The organism is Bacteroides sp. 1_1_14 (genome assembly GCF_000162515.1).
Lineage (GTDB): Bacteria > Bacteroidota > Bacteroidia > Bacteroidales > Bacteroidaceae > Bacteroides > Bacteroides thetaiotaomicron.
Map to the genome: position 1 here is coordinate 302909 of NZ_GG774705.1, position 17649 is coordinate 320557.

Here is a 17649-nt window from a genome sequence, read left to right on the forward strand (position 1 = left end):
ATACGAAAATCTATGTAGCGGGACACCATGGTTTGGTGGGATCTGCTATCTGGAGTAATTTGCAGAGTCGTGGTTACACGAATCTTGTAGGACGTTCCCATAAAGAGCTGGATCTTCTTGATGGTGCAGCCGTAAAACAATTCTTTGATGAAGAACAGCCTGATGCAGTTGTCCTTGCTGCTGCGCATGTTGGTGGTATCCTTGCAAACTTGCAGTATCGTGCCGATTTTATCTATCAGAATCTCCAGATTCAGCAGAATGTAATCGGTGAGAGTTTTCGTCATAACGTAAAGAAACTACTTTTTCTGGGTAGTACCTGTATCTATCCCCGTGATGCCGCACAACCGATGAAGGAGGACGCTTTGCTGACTTCTCCTTTGGAATATACGAACGAACCTTATGCCATTGCCAAGATTGCGGGTTTAAAGATGTGTGAAAGCTTCAATCTTCAGTATGGCACGAATTATATTGCCGTGATGCCTACCAACCTTTATGGTCCGAATGATAATTTCCATTTGGAAAACAGTCATGTTCTACCTGCCATGATTCGCAAGATTCATTTGGCTAAATGTCTGAATGAAGGAAATTGGAAGTCAGTTCGTAAAGATATTGACTTGCGTCCTGTGGAAGGTGTGACTGGTAGTAATTCTGATGCTGAAATATTGGATAAATTGGCAAAATTTGGTATTACTCCTGAATCGGTAACTCTTTGGGGTACCGGTACACCTATGCGTGAGTTTTTGTGGAGCGAAGAGATGGCTGATGCGAGTGTTCATGTATTATTGAACGTTGATTTCAAGAATACCTATACGGAAGGTAGTAGAGACATTCGTAACTGTCATATCAATGTTGGTACAGGTAAGGAAGTCAGTATCCGTGAAGTTGCCGGAATGATCATGAAAGAAGTTCAATTTAAGGGTGATTTGCGTTGGGATAGTTCTAAGCCTGATGGTACGATGCGCAAGTTGACAGATGTGTCGAAGTTACACAGTTTAGGCTGGCATCATAAGGTTGAGATTGATGAAGGAATTGAGCGTCTTTATGAATGGTATTTGAAAGGTGTCTAAATTTTATAATTTATATATTATGGAAAAATTGAATGGAAAGAATATCTTAATATTGTTGTTGACTTTGCTTTTTACAGCTTGCCAGTCTTATAAAAAAGTACCTTACTTACAGGATGCAGAAGTGGTACTGTATAGTACTCAGGATGCACAATTGTATGATGCAAAGATCATGCCCAAAGATTTGTTGACTATTGTAGTGTCATGTACCAGTCCCGAGTTAGCTGCTCCTTTTAACCTGACGGTAGCTACACAAGGTAATATGGCTTTGAACTATACCACCACTCAGCCCGCTCTACAGCAATACTTAGTGGATAATGAAGGCAATATTAACTTTCCGGTATTGGGTGAACTTCATGTAGGCGGATTGACGAAGAAGGCGACCGAACAAATGATTGTGGAAAAGTTGAAGCCTTATATTACGGAAACTCCTATTGTAACGGTACGAATGGTAAATTATAAGATTTCCGTGATTGGTGAAGTTGCCCGTCCCGGTACATTCACGATCTCCAATGAAAAGGTGAACATCCTGGAAGCTCTGGCTATGGCAGGTGATATGACCGTATATGGTCTGCGTGATGATGTTAAGCTGATACGGGAGAATGCCAATGGTAAGCAGGAAATTATTCCTTTAGATCTGAATAAGGCGGAGACTATTCTTTCTCCTTATTATTATTTACAACAGAATGATATTATTTACGTAACTCCGAATAAGGCGAAAGCTCGAAATTCGGATATCGGAACTAGTACAAGCTTATGGTTCTCTGCTACTTCGATCCTTGTTTCTATTGCCAGTTTGTTGTTTAATATCTTGAAATAAAAAGAAAGAGTTATGAAGGAAGAAAATCAAAACGTGAAGGAACGTGAAATGGCTGAGGATCAGATCGATTTCCAAGCGTTGCTTTTTAAATATATTATTCATTGGCCCTGGTTTGTAGGGGCAGTGTTACTATGCCTTGTTGGTGCGTGGTTTTATCTGCATTGGGCTACACCTGTTTATAATATTTCAGCCACTGTTCTTATGAAAGATGAGAAGAAGGGTGGAGGTGCAGGACTTTCTTCGGAATTGGAGGATATGGGATTAAGTGGTCTGATGACTTCTTCTAAGAATATTGATAATGAGTTGGAAGTTTTGCGTTCGAAAACGCTCGTTAAAGAGGTGGTTAATCAATTGGGACTGTATATAACTTATGCAGATGAGGATGAATTTCCCGCTAAAGGTTTATATAAGACATCTCCTGTCCAAGTGAGTTTGACTCCTCAAGAAGCTGAGAAACTAAGTTCTCCGATGGTAGTAGAGATGACTTTGCAACCTGAAGGTAGTATGGATGTGAACGTGACTGTAGGTGAGAAAGGGTATCAGAAGCATTTTGAAAAGTTACCTGCCATTTTTCCAACTGATGAAGGTACATTGGCTTTCTTTCAGGAAGTTGATTCGGTAACTTTACAGGATGGAACGAAGGTTCCTCGGATAGAGCAGAGTGTACGCCATATAACTGCGACAATAAACAAACCGATGAGAGTGGCAAAAGGCTATTGTAACAGTTTGTCTATTGCTCCTACTTCTAAGACTACTTCTGTTGCCGTGATTTCCTTGAAGAACTCTAGTTTGCAGCGTGGACAGGATTTCATCAATCAGTTGCTTGAAATGTATAATCGCAATACGAACAATGATAAAAACGAGATTGCTCAGAAAACGGCTGAGTTTATCGATGAACGTATTGGTATTATTTCAAAAGAATTGGGTAGTACGGAAGCGGATTTAGAGTCTTTTAAGCGTGACGCAGGTATCACGGATTTGACGAGTGAAGCTCAAATCGCCTTGGCCGGTAATGCTGAGTATGAAAAGAAGAGTGTGGAGAACCGTACTCAAATCAGCCTGGTAAATGACTTGCGTAAGTATTTGAGAAGCAATGAATATGAAGTATTGCCGAGCAATGTAGGTTTACAAGATGCTGCTTTGATCGGTGCGATTGAACGCTATAATGAAATGCTTGTGGAACGTAAACGTCTGTTACGTACATCAACTGAGAATAATCCTGCTATTGTGAATCTGGATACAAGCATACGTGCTATGAAAGCCAATGTGCAAGCTACTCTTGAAGGAACTTTGCAGGGGTTGATGATCACTAAATCAAACCTTGACCGTGAAGCGAGTCGCTATTCCCGTCGTATCAGTAATGCTCCGGGACAGGAACGTGCTTATGTAAGTATTGCCCGTCAGCAAGAAATCAAAGCCGGATTGTATCTGATGCTGTTACAGAAACGTGAAGAGAATGCTATTGCACTTGCTGCTACTGCCAATAATGCGAAGATTATTGATGAAGCGATAGCTGACGATATTCCGGTATCTCCTAAACACTCTATGATCTATTTGATTGCATTGGTACTTGGTGTTGGAATTCCGGTTGGTATCATCTACTTAATTGAACTGACAAAATTCAAGATCGAAGGTCGTGCCGATGTAGAGAAACTAACGAGTGTTCCTGTTGTCGGTGATATTCCATTAACTGATGAGAAGAATGATAAGAATGGTTCTATCGCTGTCTTCGAGAACAAGAATAATCTGATGAGTGAAACCTTCCGTAATATCCGGACCAACCTTCAGTTTATGCTCGATAATGATCAGAAGGTTATCCTTGTGACCTCGACTGTCAGTGGTGAAGGAAAATCATTCGTTTCGTCGAATTTGGCTATCAGTCTTTCTCTTCTGGGAAAGAAGGTGGTGATTGTAGGTCTTGATATTCGTAAGCCGGGTTTGAACAAAATATTCCAACTATCAAGTAAGGAGAAAGGTATTACTCAATATCTGTCAAATCAGGATATTAACTTGATGAGTCTAGTTCAGTCCTCGGATATTAATAAGAATCTGTATATCCTTCCGGGCGGAACAGTTCCTCCTAATCCGACAGAACTATTGGCACGTGATGGGTTGGATAAGGCAATTGAGATTCTGAAGAAGAATTTTGATTATGTCATCCTTGATACAGCTCCTATCGGCATGGTTACGGATACCTTGTTAATAGGTCGTGTAGCAGACTTGTCAGTTTACGTATGTCGTGCTGACTATACGCATAAGGCGGAATACGCATTGATCAATGAACTGTATCATGAGCAGAAGTTGCCTAACCTTTGCACTGTTATTAATGGTGTAGACTTGAAGAAAAGGAAATATGGCTATTATTATGGCTACGGCAAGTATGGTAAGCATTACGGTTATGGTAAACGTTATGGGTACGGCTATGGGTATGGTCAAGAAAAGAAGAAGTAGATATTTGGCAATCTATACTATCAAGGACTATGATAAGGAGTTTCAACTTTATCGTCTGGCTTTCCCAAATGATGAGGTTCGTTATGGTTTCCTTAAAGGAATATAGACCGATGGTTAAGGAATGTTATGTCTGACTAGCTATGTGTCGTTATCGTAAATATAAACCTGAGTCCGATAGAAAGAAGTTTGGTTGATTGCGTCAACAGTTCTTCTATCGGTCTCAGGTTGTTTTATTTAAACCCGTTTTTCAATGTAAATATCTCAAACGTTTTTAATGGTATGAGCAGGTGTTTTTCCGAAATGCTTCTTATAATTATCGCGGAAGTGATCCATATCCTTCATTCCGATATTCTCTGGTATTTCGTTTACGCGATATTTCCCACTCTCTAACATTTCATGTGCTTTTTCCATGCGGATTTTGAGAATGAATTTGTTAAGTGCTTCACCTGTTAATTGCGTCCACTTGTTGTAAAGACTGGTCCTGCTAATTCCAAGCTCTTTGGCAATGGAGCCTATGGTTAGTTTTTCATTATCCAGATTCTCCAGAATGATTTTAGTAACTTTACTTATCAAAGGGTGTTCACCATCCTGCAATATTTCTGACGCTTTTATCTCCAAAAACTCTTCTCCAAACAATCGTTGTAGAAATGATTTTCGAAGAAAACGATTGTTCTTGATAAGGATTGACATTTCAATCTTTAAATCTGCTATACTAAAGGGCTGTTGCAAGAATGTATCAGCTAAAGAAGTCTTTCTTCTATTGTATTGGTCAATATCTATATGCGAACTATAAAGAATGATAGGTATGATTGATGTTTCGCAGGATGTTTTCAATCTTGACGAGAGTTCGACACCATCTATGTTCTGAAGTTCTGTATCACAAATCACTAAATCAGGATATTCATTTTTTATGCAGGTCATAGCTTCGACGCCATCTCTGAAACTTTTAATAGTAAATTCTTCCGTTAAACAACTTGTCAGATAGGATCGGAAATCATCATTACTATCGGCAAGTACGACTGTCGGTTTGTGGGAATTTCTTTTGCAGGGAGCCTTTACGAGCAAACGGTCTATCTTTTCAATTTCAGTATGATTGGTGAAACACAGCGGCGAATGATTTGATTGGTCTTTACAAGAGCATTTCACAGGAAATCTTAATGTGACAGTATGATTTATATTGCTTACTAAGATCTTGCCATTACACAAATCTGCTAGTTTCTTCAATAACATGCTTTTGGAAAAATGGCATTCAAATTCTGCTTTCTGTCTTATCATCCGGTGTTTATTCTGATTATAAAGCTTTGTTAGTTTACCATTTCCTGAATCGGGCACACTTATTTCCCAATGTTCCTGACTGATAGAAATTAGCAATGTTATGTTTGATTCCGGCTCAGAACAGTCGATCGCGTTCGTTATGAATTTATCGATAATAGGTGAGATTTTGTTTTTGTCCAACCATACACTGGCATAAGTGAATTCTGTCTTGATTATTATTTTTATGTGTTTGTTCGTTGCATAACCTTGTAGGGAGCAAATTCTGTTTCTTAAATAGTTTCCTAATTCATGTTCGGTAATGTTTAGGACTTCGGGATGATTATGCAAATATTTTAATCCGGACAATTTGTCCAGATTCTCATTTAAACATTCTATATTTCGAATAGCCAGTGACAAATCATTCTTTATGTTCTCGGGACAGTTATCATTACAGATCGTTCGTAAAGGAACATGAACTAATGTAATTGGATTTCGAATACTTTGGAAAGAATCTATAAAATACTGGTTCTCTTCTTTGAGGAAATTTCTTTCTTTTTGTATGGAAAGATAATGAAATAAATGCCAGTAGAGAAAGAAACCTGCTACTATCAGCAATAAAACTAAATATGATTGATTTTCAAATATTGTTGCTATTAAGAAAGATGCAGCAATAGATATTGTCATTAAATACATCATGTTATTATATTTTAAATGACGTCACTCGATGGAGTTTGCTTTTTCTTTCTGATTCAAGAGACATGAAAGATTATGTGCCAACTATGATTCCATAATTGTGCACATCCATGAACTCAAATAATATGATCTCTAATTTGTTTGTTTTGGGGGAGGTCAATATTTGGTTATGAGTTATGCTTATTGAGAATTCAGATTCTAAATGTCTTGAACTATCAATAAAAAAGCAATGTCCCCCAAGTAACAATAATTATTTTCATTTATTTGTATTAGGCGTAGTAAACTAGCCTCAGGTGAATAATCAGGGGAGGAGGTGGTCTAATATTAAGTATGCTATCGGACCATGATGTCTCAATAGCTGTTTGTTTGTGCTCAATCATAAATTAATATCAAATAAAATACATTTGTCCCCTTCTGATAAAGTAGGAAATTGTATTTACGATGTAAATGTAACTTGTAATAACATAAAAACAATAGTTTTGTTTGTGTGATTTGACGAATTGTTGTAGAATTATTTATTTAATTGATTAATCGAAGTAGAAAGTTGTATAATAGATTTAGATTAATACTAAATGTATTGTATATGAAATGTTGGAAATTCTATATGTAAGATGGAATGACTGATTTTTGTTTTAAAATATGAATATAAATATTTGATATTATATTGTACTTATATGTATTAAAAGGTGATAAATATGCACCTTCGTTCGGTAAATATCGAAGGATTGGGGTGTTTTTTCCTGTCTGCCCAAAGTAAAGGTGAAACCCCGAATCCAGGTGGTGGATCGGGTGACAATGATGAAGCATCGGACTCGACAGTATAATGGGAAAGTAAGGTAGCTCATTACAACAGAGTGATTATAAGGATGGGGCTTCGGCCTCATTCTTTCTTATAAGCTTTTCGAAAGCTAATTAAAGTTTCAACTTATTTACAAGTAAATAAGAGTATGCAAATAACAACAATCCTTGCTTTTATTACTGCTATGGGAGGTCTGGAAGCGGTGAATGGATAGTACGATATATCTTCTGTCGTAAGACGGATGTCAGAAAAGAGAAAGCTTCGGTCTGTAATCTGGAAAAAGAAAACCGACGTAAGAAGGTGGACTGGCTGGAAGATCGCTTAACTCAGCGGGATGAAAAAATAGATGGCCTCTATATCGAACTTCGTAAGGAACAGGAGGAGAAAATAAACTGGATACATAAGTGTCATGAAGTGGAGCTGGTTAAAAAGGAATCTGAAGTGAAAAAGTGTGAGATCAGAGGATGCACCCAAAGAATACCACCTTCGGATTATTAAATAATGACTAATATAAATGAAATATCATGATAAAAGTCTTGTTTGTATGGTTGATGGCTTTAATGATTTCTTTTTATGTTCGGGATGCAGAGGTAAGAAAGAGATTGTCTGCAGGAGTCGGGAGATTAAAGTTGATTCGAGTTCTACGGTCGGGCGCAGGAACAGTTTGCTTCAGCAGGTGGTTGCCGGTAGCGGATATAGGTGGATGAAGAGATATATAATAAGCATTGATTAATGAACGATATTAAAAATCGAAAGTTATAGTAATGGAATATAGAAATAATGATTATCTTTGAATCACAAAAAATGAAGAATAATGATGGATGGCATAATGCGTAAACTTCCAATTGGGATACAGACTTTTGAGAAACTCCGCGAAGGGGGATATCTTTATGTAGATAAAACGGCTTTTGTATGGAAAATAGCTTCTACAGAGACTCCTTATTTCCTAAGTCGCCCCCGTCGTTTTGGAAAAAGTCTTCTTCTTTCCACTTTCGAAGCATACTTTGAAGGCAGGAAGGAATTGTTTGAAGGACTTGCTGTTGCCGAACTTGAGAAGGAATGGAAGAAGTATCCGGTGTTTCATTTGGATTTGAATGCAGAAAAATATGATTCATCCCAAGCTTTGGTTGAGATTCTTAGCCGGCATTTGACGCAATGGGAGTTGAAATATGGAAAAGGAGAGGATGAGGAAACTCTTTCCGGACGTTTTGCAGGAGTGATCCGTCGCGCCAGTGAACAGGCAGGCTGTGGAGTAGTGGTATTGGTAGATGAATACGATAAACCTCTGTTGCAGGCTTTGGGTAATGGTTCTCTATTGGATGATTACCGTAGGACTCTGAAGGCTTTTTATGGAGTATTGAAGAGTTCTGACCGTTATCTCCGTTTTGTATTTCTGACAGGTGTGACCAAGTTTGCACAAGTCAGTGTGTTCAGTGATTTGAATCAGTTGAATGATATTAGCCTGGATTTTGCTTATGCTACATTGTGTGGGATTACAAAGGAAGAACTTGGCTCAACTTTTGTTCCTGAACTGGAGCGACAGGCGGCAGTCAATGATATGACTTCAGAAGCGGTTATGGAAATGATGACACGACGATATGATGGTTATCATTTTCATCCGAAAGGTGCGGGTGTGTTTAATCCGTTCAGTGTGCTCAACTCATTTTCAAAACAGGAGTTTGGTAGTTACTGGTTTCAGACCGGAACACCTACTTTCCTTGTCGAGTTGCTCAAAGAGAGTGATTATGACCTGCGCACTTTAATTGATGGGATAGAAGCCAGTGCATCTTCATTTATGGAATATCGGGTGGATGCCAACAATCCAATTCCGTTGATTTATCAGAGTGGTTATCTGACTATCAAGGACTATGACAAAGAGTTTCAACTTTATCGTCTGGCTTTCCCCAATGATGAAGTGCGTTATGGCTTTCTCAATTTTCTGGTTCCTTATTATACACCGGTCAATGAAGATGAACAGAATTTCTATATAGGCAAATTCGTTCAGGAATTACGTGCCGGAGAGGTAGATGCCTTCCTTACCCGTCTTCAGGCTTTCTTCGCAGATTTTCCTTATGAGTTGAGCGATTCGACCGAACGTCATTATCAGGTCGTGTTTTATTTAGTGTTCAAGTTAATGGGGCAATTCACCGAAGTTGAGGTCCGTAGTGCTCGTGGACGTGCCGATGCAGTGGTGAAAACGCCTAAATATATTTATGTGTTCGAATTTAAACTGAATGGAACCGCTGAACAAGCTTTGCAGCAGATTGATGAGAAAGGTTATTTAATTCCCTATCAGGCAGACGACCGTGAAGTGGTGAAAGTGGGAGTGGAGTTCAGTGCGGAGAAAAGGAATATAGATCGATGGCTGTTGTAGTGCGGAGATATGCCAGGCATGTTTTCGCAAATTTTTTATATATATGGAGAAAAAACTTGTCCAAGGTTGATTATTTTAGCTTCCCGTTTCCTCTTCCTGTCCCTTTTTTCGTCTTAACTAGCTTTTCTTTCTTATAAATCTCTTCCCAGTACTCTTTAATCATGATTTAATCTTGTCCTTTCATTCCCAATGAAGATGCCGCATCTTTGCATCGTTAACGTTAGCGAAGTAATAATCATTAGTATTTATCTTAAAAAGAAAGGACCAAAATTATGGCAATTAGATTTAGAAGAGTGTCTCGTTTGTGTGACCCTACCAACAAAGAATTAGGAAAGAAAGTGTATCCGGTAATCTCTTATCAATACGATACGAGTGCAACTCTGACAGAAATAGCAAAAGAAATTTCCTCCAATTCGGGAGTAAGTGAGGGTGAAACAATTAGTGTTTTAAAGGACTTTCGTACTTTATTGAGAAAAACATTACTGGCGGGGCGTTCAGTAAATATCGAAGGACTGGGTTACTTTTTCTTGTCTGCCCAAAGCAAAGGGACAGAGAAAGCGGAAGACTTTACCTCAGCTGATATTCAAGGATTACGCATCTGTTTTCGTGCCAACTCGGATATTCGTCTGTCTACCGGAACATCAACTCGTTCGGATGGCTTGAAATTCAAGGATCTGGATCATATTAATAAATCGGATGTTATCGGAGGAAATCCGGATGACGGGAATGATGGAGAAAACCCGAATCCGGGTGGTGGATCGGGTGACGATGATGAAGCACCGGATCCGACAGTATAATGTGAAAAGTAAGGTAGCTCATTATAACAGAGTGATTATAAGGATGGGGCTTCGGCCTCATTCTTTCTTATAAGCTTTTCGAAAGCTAATTATAAAGTCTCAACTTATCTACAAGTAAATAAGAGTATGCAAATAACAACAATACTTGCTTTTATTACTGCTATGGGCGGTCTGGAAGCAGTGAAATGGATAGTACGATACATCTCCTGTCGCAAGACGGATGCCAGAAAAGAGGAAGCCTCGGTCTGTAATCTGGAAGAAGAAAACCGACGTAAGAAGGTGGACTGGCTGGAAGATCGCCTGACTCAACGGGATGAAAAAATAGATGGCCTCTATATCGAACTGCGTAAGGAACAGGAGGAGAAAATAAATTGGATACATAAGTGTCATGAAGTGGAGCTGATTCAAAAGGAATCTGAAGTGAAAAAGTGTGAGATCAGAGGATGTACCCAAAGAATGCCACCTTCGGATTATTAAATAATGACTAATATATGAATATCATGAGAAAATAGATTCTATTATTATACATTGTTCGGCTACAAAAGTCGGGCAGGATTTTACAGCAGCAGATATTGACCGTTGGCATCGTGAACGTGGATTTAATGGTATAGGGTATCACTATGTTGTCTGTCTGGACGGAAGATTGGAGAGAGGGCGGGATATTTCTTTGGCGGGGGCTCATTGCAAAGGCTGGAATGAGCATAGTATCGGGATATGCTATATTGGTGGGCTGGATGTAAACGGGCATCCTGCGGATACTCGGACGAAGGCTCAGAAAAGGGTGCTTTATCAATTGATCATGGATTTGCAGAAAGAGTATGATATCCTTCAGGTTTTGGGACATCGGGACACTTCGCCGGATTTGAATGGAGATGGGGTGATTGAGGCTGATGAATACGTAAAGGTTTGTCCTTGTTTTGATGTGAAGGAGTTTCTGAAAAGTGGGAGGGAAGCCTTGTTTGTATGGTTGGTGGCTTTAATGATTCCTTTTTTGTGCTTGGGGTGCAGAGGTAAGAAGGAGATTGTCTGTAAGAGCCGGGAGATTAAAGTTGATTCGAGTTCTACGGTCGGGCGCAGGAACAGTTTGCTTCAGCAGGCTTTCATTTCGAGAAGTGATTCGGAAGTAGTGGAAGAGCATTTGGAACAGATCGTTTTCATATATCCTGTGGATACGGCTTCGCAGGTTTCTGTGAAGATCGTGAAGAATTCTCTTGACCGAAGGACAGGGAAGCTGCAGCAGGTGGTTGCCGGTAGTATGTCAGCGGAAGAAGATTCTCTGTCTTTGGAGTCCGGGGTAGAGTTCAGAACGAGTGAAGAGGTGAAGAAAACTGTTTCTGTGAAACGTGTCAATAGGTGGAAAAGAGGGATATTGATATTGGGGGGAATAGCTCTGATTTATGGTGGATATAGATGGATGAGAAGATTTAAAGTATAAACCGACCTGTGAATTTCAACTTCCATCTTTTTTTAGTAATTTTGCCCAATCAACTCAATAACAAATAAATAATGGATGAATTAAACAATGGGGAACAAGGGCAATATGTTGAACCCGGGAAAAATGAGAAGAAAAATAATACACGAAAAATTGTAAAAAGGACTTTGCTTACGGCAGGACTAGCTTTGGCTGTATACATGGTATACTCCATCGTTTATCTGTTTATTTCGCCCGACCGTAATATTCAGCAGATCTATCTGGTGCCGGAGGATGCGGCATTTTATTATTCAGTCATCTGCTCCGATTGAAGATTGGGAAAAGTTTAGTGGAAGCGAAACCTGGCAATGTCTGAGAAAAGCGAAATCATTTGAAGAAGTTGCGAAGAGCGTGGAAAAGCTTGACTCGGTTGTCAAAAGCAATAAAGTACTGTTGTCACTGGTCGGTCAGCGGGATCTGCTTATCTCACTTCATAAGACCCGCGCTACCGATTGGGATTTTCTGCTTATAGTAGATATGCAGAAAGCTTCTAAAATGGATTTATTGAAAGATCAGGTCGAAACAGTGCTGGCAATGTCCGGCTTTACCGTCACTAATCGAATGCATAATGGAATTAACATTCTTGAAATGCGTGATCCGGATACCCGTGATGTCTTTTATACTGCTTTTGTGGATAATCACCTGGTAGGCTCTTATACTTCCGGACTTGTTGAATCTGCCATCAACTCCCGTAATAAGCCTAAAATCGGACTTGACCAGTCTTTTATTGAAACGGAAAAATTAGTTTCCGGTAAAGGGCTTGTCAGGGTATTTATCAACTACGCCCGTATTCCTCAGTTTATGTCCATTTATCTGGGAGCGAGAAATGAATATGTCGATCTGTTCAGTAATTCTATGAATTTCGCGGGTCTTTACCTGAATATGGATAAAGACCGGATGGAAGTGAAAGGTTATACGTTGAAGAAAGATTCAGTGGATCCTTATATCACTGCCTTGCTGAATTCGGGAAAGCATAAAATGAAAGCTCACGAGATTTTGTCCGCGCGAACGGCTCTTTATACAAATATCGGCTTCGATAGTCCGGTAACTTTCGTGAAGGAACTGGAGAACGCTCTGTCTGTTCATGATAAACTGTTGTATGACTCTTATCAGAGTTCGCGGAAAAAGATAGAAAGCCTGTTTGGAATTTCTTTGGAAGAGAACTTCCTGAGCTGGATGTCCGGAGAGTTTGCCATAACGCAATCCGAACCGGGGTTATTAGGACATGATCCTGAAGTGATTCTGGCTATTCGGGCAAAAAGCATCAAAGACGCCCGTAAGAATATGGAGTTTATTGAAAAGAAGATCAAACGCCGATCTCCGGTTAAGATTAAGTCAGTTAATTATAAGGACTTTGAAATCAATTATGTTGAAATGAAAGGTTTCTTCCGTCTGTTCTTCGGAAAGCTGTTTGATAAATTTGAGAAGCCATATTATACTTATGTGGATGATTACGTCGTTTTCAGTAATAAAGCTGCTTCCTTGCTTTCTTTTGTAGAAGACTATGAGCAGAAGAATTTACTGAAGAATAATGCAGGATTTAAGGATGCTTATTCGTATATGAAATCAAGTTCCACAATCTTCTTGTATACAGATATGCACAAGTTCTACTCACAATTGAAACCTATGATGAATCCTGTTACATGGAATGAAATACAATCGAATAAAGATGTCTTGTATTCATTCCCTTACTGGACGATGCAGGTGATCGGAGATAACAATCTGGCTTCTCTGCAGTATGTGATGGATTACCGTCCATACGAGCCGGAAGAGGTAGTTGCCGTTGTCAGCGATGAGGAAGATCAGGATATGGACGAAGAGGCTGTGACCGAAAAGGAGCAGATGAGCGAGTTAAAGCGTTTCTATATTGAGAAGTTTGAAGGAAATGTTCTGCGTGAGTTCTATCCGGAAGGAGCACTGAAAAGCGAAGCGGAAGTGAAAGAGGGAAAACGTCATGGACGTTACCGTGAATATCACGAAAATGGAAAGCTCAAGCTTCGTGGGAAATATTTAAATAATCAGCCTAAAGGCACATGGAAGTATTACACCGAGGAAGGTGAATTTGAACGTAAGGAGAAGTTTTAAATGAACTTCTCCTGATAGGTATATATCTTATTTAATATTTTCTTCTGTGCTGGGACAAGAAGTTATCTATAAAGCGGACGATATAAACGACAGCAACTCCGGCTATGACCAATACGATAATACGACTCAACATAGTTTTTGATTTTATATTTAACGGTGCACAAAGATAAATAAGATATATGATATATGGGATATCGGGATAAGAAAAAATAATTCAACCCTAGAACAGGGTTCTGAATAGTACTTTTATAAATTACTGATTTCTAGCTATAAAGAAAAATATGAATAAAAAAGTGTCGAAAAGTTTTTGAGTTCTCGCAAAAAGCACTACCTTTGCATCCGCAAATAAGGATGGTTCCGTAGCTCAGCTGGATAGAGCAACGCCCTTCTAAGGCGTGGGTCAAGCGTTCGAATCGCTTCGGAATCACTGATGTAAACGTTGATTATTTAATAATAGTCAACGTTTTTCTTTTGTTTGGGGTACATCAATTTTATTGAATTCTGAGTGGTTTCATATTGCGATTATCCCCTATAAAGCAGTAAATGTCCCCCTATGTCCCCCTTTACTGTATATTATATTGATTTGATAAACAGGCAAATATTTGATTTAATTAAGAATATATTTATACCCCCTATTTTATAAAGCAACTCTCATTATTATTCCTACATTTGCATTCAGAGATTCGTCTCTTTAGTTGGGAAACATAAACCTTTTGTTCATGAAGCATTTACGACAAACTTTACTTTTTATATTATTAGGGTTCTTATTGAGTGCTTGTCGTCATACAGCCGACCGATTGTTATCTATCGAACAATTAATCAGGCTGAAACCGGACAGCGCCCTTTCTTTGCTTCGCCAAATTCAGTATCCGGAGAGGCTGTCGGATTCAAATGGCGCTTTATATGCGCTGCTAATGACGCAAGTGATTAATCAGTCATCTGATGAGGGGCATAAAAGTGATTCACTTATATCTGTTGCAATCGATTATTATAAAGGTACGAAGGACTCTGCTCATGCGGCACTGGCTTATTATAATGCCGGTCTGGTAGCAATGGATAATGAAGATTCGGAAGCTTCCCTGCATAATTTCCTAAAGACAATCGATTGGTTGGGAGAGAGTGATAACGATGAACTTCAGTTCATGGTCAGGTATAAAATGAGTCGTCTTTTCAACTTGCGACTGATTCCTGACGAGGAACTACGGTTGGGGAAGGCAGCGTTACCTTATGCCGAACGGATTGGTAATCCTTTGTATATCTGTGCACTGTTGCCATATATCACTCACGGATTTATGCAGACAAATCAACTGGATAGCGCCTATAAATATTCTGTGCAAGCGATACAGCTGGCTGAGAAAGAGAACCTGGTCCGGACCTTATCCCATATTTATTCACAGCATGCCCATCTTTGCATGGCAATGAAGGACTATAAACAGGCGTTGATGTATCGCGATAAAGATTTGGCTATTCTATTTGAACTTTTCGGAGAGGAAAATGAATATATCTATGATCATTATATAAATAAGGCAAACACACTGACTGAACTGCATCAGTATGATTCTGCTTTCTACTACATTAATAAAGCGGTGGAAGATACAACAGATATACAATATACAACTCGAAAGTCTTTGGCTAAGGCTGAAATTTATGCTGCTACCGGGCAGATGGATTCGGCATATTATTATATGAACCGACATGCTGACTTGCGGGATAGGCTCATAGAGGAGAGAGATAAGGAAGGTTTACTGACTTTGCACCGGAATTATCACAATGATGAATTGAAAAAAGCCAATACCCGTCTTTGGCAACAGGCGGTAGAAAGGAAGCTGCAACTGTACGTTGTGACTATTGTTTGTTGCCTGGCGATTTTGTTAGGGGTATGCATCTACTTCTTTTTATATAAAAGGAAACAACAGGAAGTATTGCGTCAGAAAGGACAGATTGCCCATCAGCAGGAGTTGTTGAAGTACCGTGAAATAGAAAAACTACAGGCAGAAAAAGACTTGTCGGAAGCTAAGGAAAGGGAAGCGCAGATTCGGGAGAAAGAGGCTTTACTAAAGGTTGAGTTCTTTAAGCGCCTGAATGAAACTTGTATTCCTGTGATTGAAAATCCAAAGACCCAGCAGAATATAATGCTCAAGAATGAGGACTGGAAAGTTATATTCAAGAATGCCAACAGTATCTTCCTGAATTTTACAGAACGTCTGAAGAATCAGTATCCTGCACTGAATGAGGAGGATTTGCGGTATTGCTGTATGGTGAAAATGCAGTTTTCGCAGACTGATATTGCTAAGATCATGCATCTGGAGAAAGATTCGGTGAAGAAAAGACTGAAAAGAATTCGTACCGAAAAGATGGGGATAGCGCAGGAAACGACATTGGAGGCTGTGCTTCGGGACTTTTAAATGGTTAAGAATGAGAATGAAATAATTTGTTAAACCAAACATTAGAATTATGAAACAAACACTGAGTTTTCATAGTCCGATCATTGCTTCTACACAGAGCAAGGTGGATGTAGAAGCTTTTGAGAAGAGTACAGATGCCTTTGAAAAGGGAGAGCGCTTACAGTCTTTTTATCTGTTGCTGGATTATATTGATCCGGAGTTACGCAGCAAATTTGGTAATGCCGAAGGAACGGAGTTTGCCGTGCCTCATGGTTCCATTATGGTCTATCTGAGGCTGGAGGGTGACCAGTTGAATATTACAGCTCCATTTCTGTTGTTGCCGGAAAAGGGGAGGATTCCTTTGCTGCGCCAGGTGGCAGCTTTGAATCTGACAGAACTGACATTAGCATGTATCTCTTTGCAGAATGATAAGTTGTTCTTTGACTTTCATTGTCCGGTGGCTTTATGCAATCCTTACAAGATATACTATGTGCTTGAAGAAATCTGTCGGATAGGTGATAAATATGATGATGAATTTGTGACTAAGTTCAAGGCCGAGCGTATTTATGAGCCCAAAATTACTCCATACGATGATGAAACGGTAGATAACGTATACGAAGCTCTTCAGCAGACCTGCCAGGAATGTATGGACGCTGTAAAATACTTTGAGACAGAACGAAAGTATGGTTATGCCTGGAATATATTATCCAGTACGCTTCTTAAAATATGCTATTTTGTCTGTCCGCAGGGTCAACTGCTGAATGATCTTGATAAAGCGATTACAGATCATGGGCGGGAGGATATGCCGTTGCCGGAGATCGTATCCCGTACCAAATCTGTTGTCACACGCCTTCAGGAAATGACGAAGGAGCAACTGGCTGCCGATCTTTACTTTGTTGAAACTTTCATTTCGGACAGACGCCGTTCCGTACTGAAAAATATTCAGGATAACTTTGAAGATGCATACGAGAAAGCCGGCTCGGCATTGGAATCAGGTGACTTCATCGTTTGCTGCCTGCTTATTATTAATAAATTCTATGAATTGTACTATTATAATAATGTGCAGAATGATGTGAATGCGGTAGTTGTGAAAGCAATGAAGGCTACCTCTGCCATGTCATGGGAAGAAGCTGCTCCGATATTATATGAAGCGATGGATAATATCATGGAAGGAGAACTGGATGTAGATGATGACGAAGAAGGTGGTGACGAAGACGGAGAAACAATGGGCTTCGATACGTCACAGCTTCAACAGATGCAACAGGAAATGATGCAGCAGGCGATGCAGAATATCGATATGGAGCAAATACAGAAGATGCAGCAACTTGCTATGGAGAATATGCAAAAGATGATGGCCGGTATGTATGGCAACAATAACAATACGGAAGAGGACACTAACAAATAAAGAACAAGACTATGGAACAGAATATATACAATGCCATTTATAAAGTGAATCA

Annotated in this window: 11 protein-coding genes, 1 tRNA gene and 2 pseudogenes; 13 read left to right on the plus strand and 1 reads right to left on the minus strand. The window is 39.4% G+C overall.

Annotation, left to right across the window (positions count from 1 at the left end):
• Positions 1-8 precede the first annotated feature (8 nt).
• Genes HMPREF9007_RS13730 through HMPREF9007_RS13720 form a run of 3 tightly spaced genes read left to right on the plus strand, consistent with a single transcriptional unit; the run spans position 9 to position 4335 of the window.
• Positions 9-1067: a GDP-L-fucose synthase gene (locus HMPREF9007_RS13730; RefSeq protein ID WP_032850393.1), complete on the plus strand. Its 1059-nt coding sequence runs from the start codon at positions 9-11 to the stop codon at positions 1065-1067.
• Between the two features lie 19 nt (positions 1068-1086).
• On the plus strand, positions 1087-1884 hold the full coding sequence (locus tag HMPREF9007_RS13725; RefSeq protein WP_032850364.1) for a polysaccharide biosynthesis/export family protein: 798 nt from the start codon (positions 1087-1089) through the stop codon (positions 1882-1884).
• A gap of 12 nt (positions 1885-1896) precedes the next feature.
• Positions 1897-4335 carry a tyrosine-protein kinase gene (locus HMPREF9007_RS13720; protein WP_008761456.1) on the plus strand — a complete coding sequence of 813 codons (2439 nt, stop codon included), beginning with the start codon at positions 1897-1899 and terminating at the stop codon, positions 4333-4335.
• A 261-nt stretch (positions 4336-4596) separates the two neighbouring features.
• Here HMPREF9007_RS13720 and HMPREF9007_RS13715 read toward each other — a convergent pair whose 3' ends face one another.
• Complete coding sequence (locus tag HMPREF9007_RS13715) at positions 4597-6282, minus strand: response regulator (protein ID WP_008761458.1); 1686 nt, start codon at positions 6280-6282, stop codon at positions 4597-4599.
• 686 nt (positions 6283-6968) lie between these two features.
• Between HMPREF9007_RS13715 and HMPREF9007_RS27140 the strand changes: the two genes are divergently transcribed.
• From HMPREF9007_RS27140 to HMPREF9007_RS13675, 10 genes and pseudogenes are all read left to right on the plus strand, one after another.
• On the plus strand, positions 6969-7106 hold the full coding sequence (locus HMPREF9007_RS27140; protein ID WP_165000519.1) for a hypothetical protein: 138 nt from the start codon (positions 6969-6971) through the stop codon (positions 7104-7106).
• A 123-nt stretch (positions 7107-7229) separates the two neighbouring features.
• A pseudogene (locus HMPREF9007_RS0124985) lies at positions 7230-7579 on the plus strand (hypothetical protein).
• A gap of 319 nt (positions 7580-7898) precedes the next feature.
• Entirely contained in the window at positions 7899-9455 is a 1557-nt protein-coding gene (locus HMPREF9007_RS13710; protein WP_016267496.1) for an ATP-binding protein, read from the plus strand.
• Between the two features lie 272 nt (positions 9456-9727).
• Complete coding sequence (locus HMPREF9007_RS13705; RefSeq protein WP_022471979.1) at positions 9728-10252, plus strand: HU family DNA-binding protein; 525 nt, start codon at positions 9728-9730, stop codon at positions 10250-10252.
• 126 nt (positions 10253-10378) lie between these two features.
• Positions 10379-10729 carry a hypothetical protein gene (locus tag HMPREF9007_RS13700; protein ID WP_008761463.1) on the plus strand — a complete coding sequence of 117 codons (351 nt, stop codon included), beginning with the start codon at positions 10379-10381 and terminating at the stop codon, positions 10727-10729.
• A 10-nt stretch (positions 10730-10739) separates the two neighbouring features.
• Positions 10740-11687 carry an N-acetylmuramoyl-L-alanine amidase gene (locus HMPREF9007_RS13695; protein WP_128567830.1) on the plus strand — a complete coding sequence of 316 codons (948 nt, stop codon included), beginning with the start codon at positions 10740-10742 and terminating at the stop codon, positions 11685-11687.
• 71 nt (positions 11688-11758) lie between these two features.
• Positions 11759-13808: pseudogene (locus HMPREF9007_RS13690) on the plus strand (DUF3352 domain-containing protein).
• Between the two features lie 353 nt (positions 13809-14161).
• Positions 14162-14235 (plus strand) — tRNA-Arg (locus HMPREF9007_RS13685).
• Between the two features lie 292 nt (positions 14236-14527).
• Positions 14528-16213: a tetratricopeptide repeat protein gene (locus tag HMPREF9007_RS13680; RefSeq protein ID WP_008761465.1), complete on the plus strand. Its 1686-nt coding sequence runs from the start codon at positions 14528-14530 to the stop codon at positions 16211-16213.
• 49 nt (positions 16214-16262) lie between these two features.
• Positions 16263-17597, plus strand: coding sequence for a hypothetical protein (locus HMPREF9007_RS13675; protein WP_008761466.1), 1335 nt, complete (start codon positions 16263-16265; stop codon positions 17595-17597).
• Positions 17598-17649 lie beyond the last annotated feature (52 nt).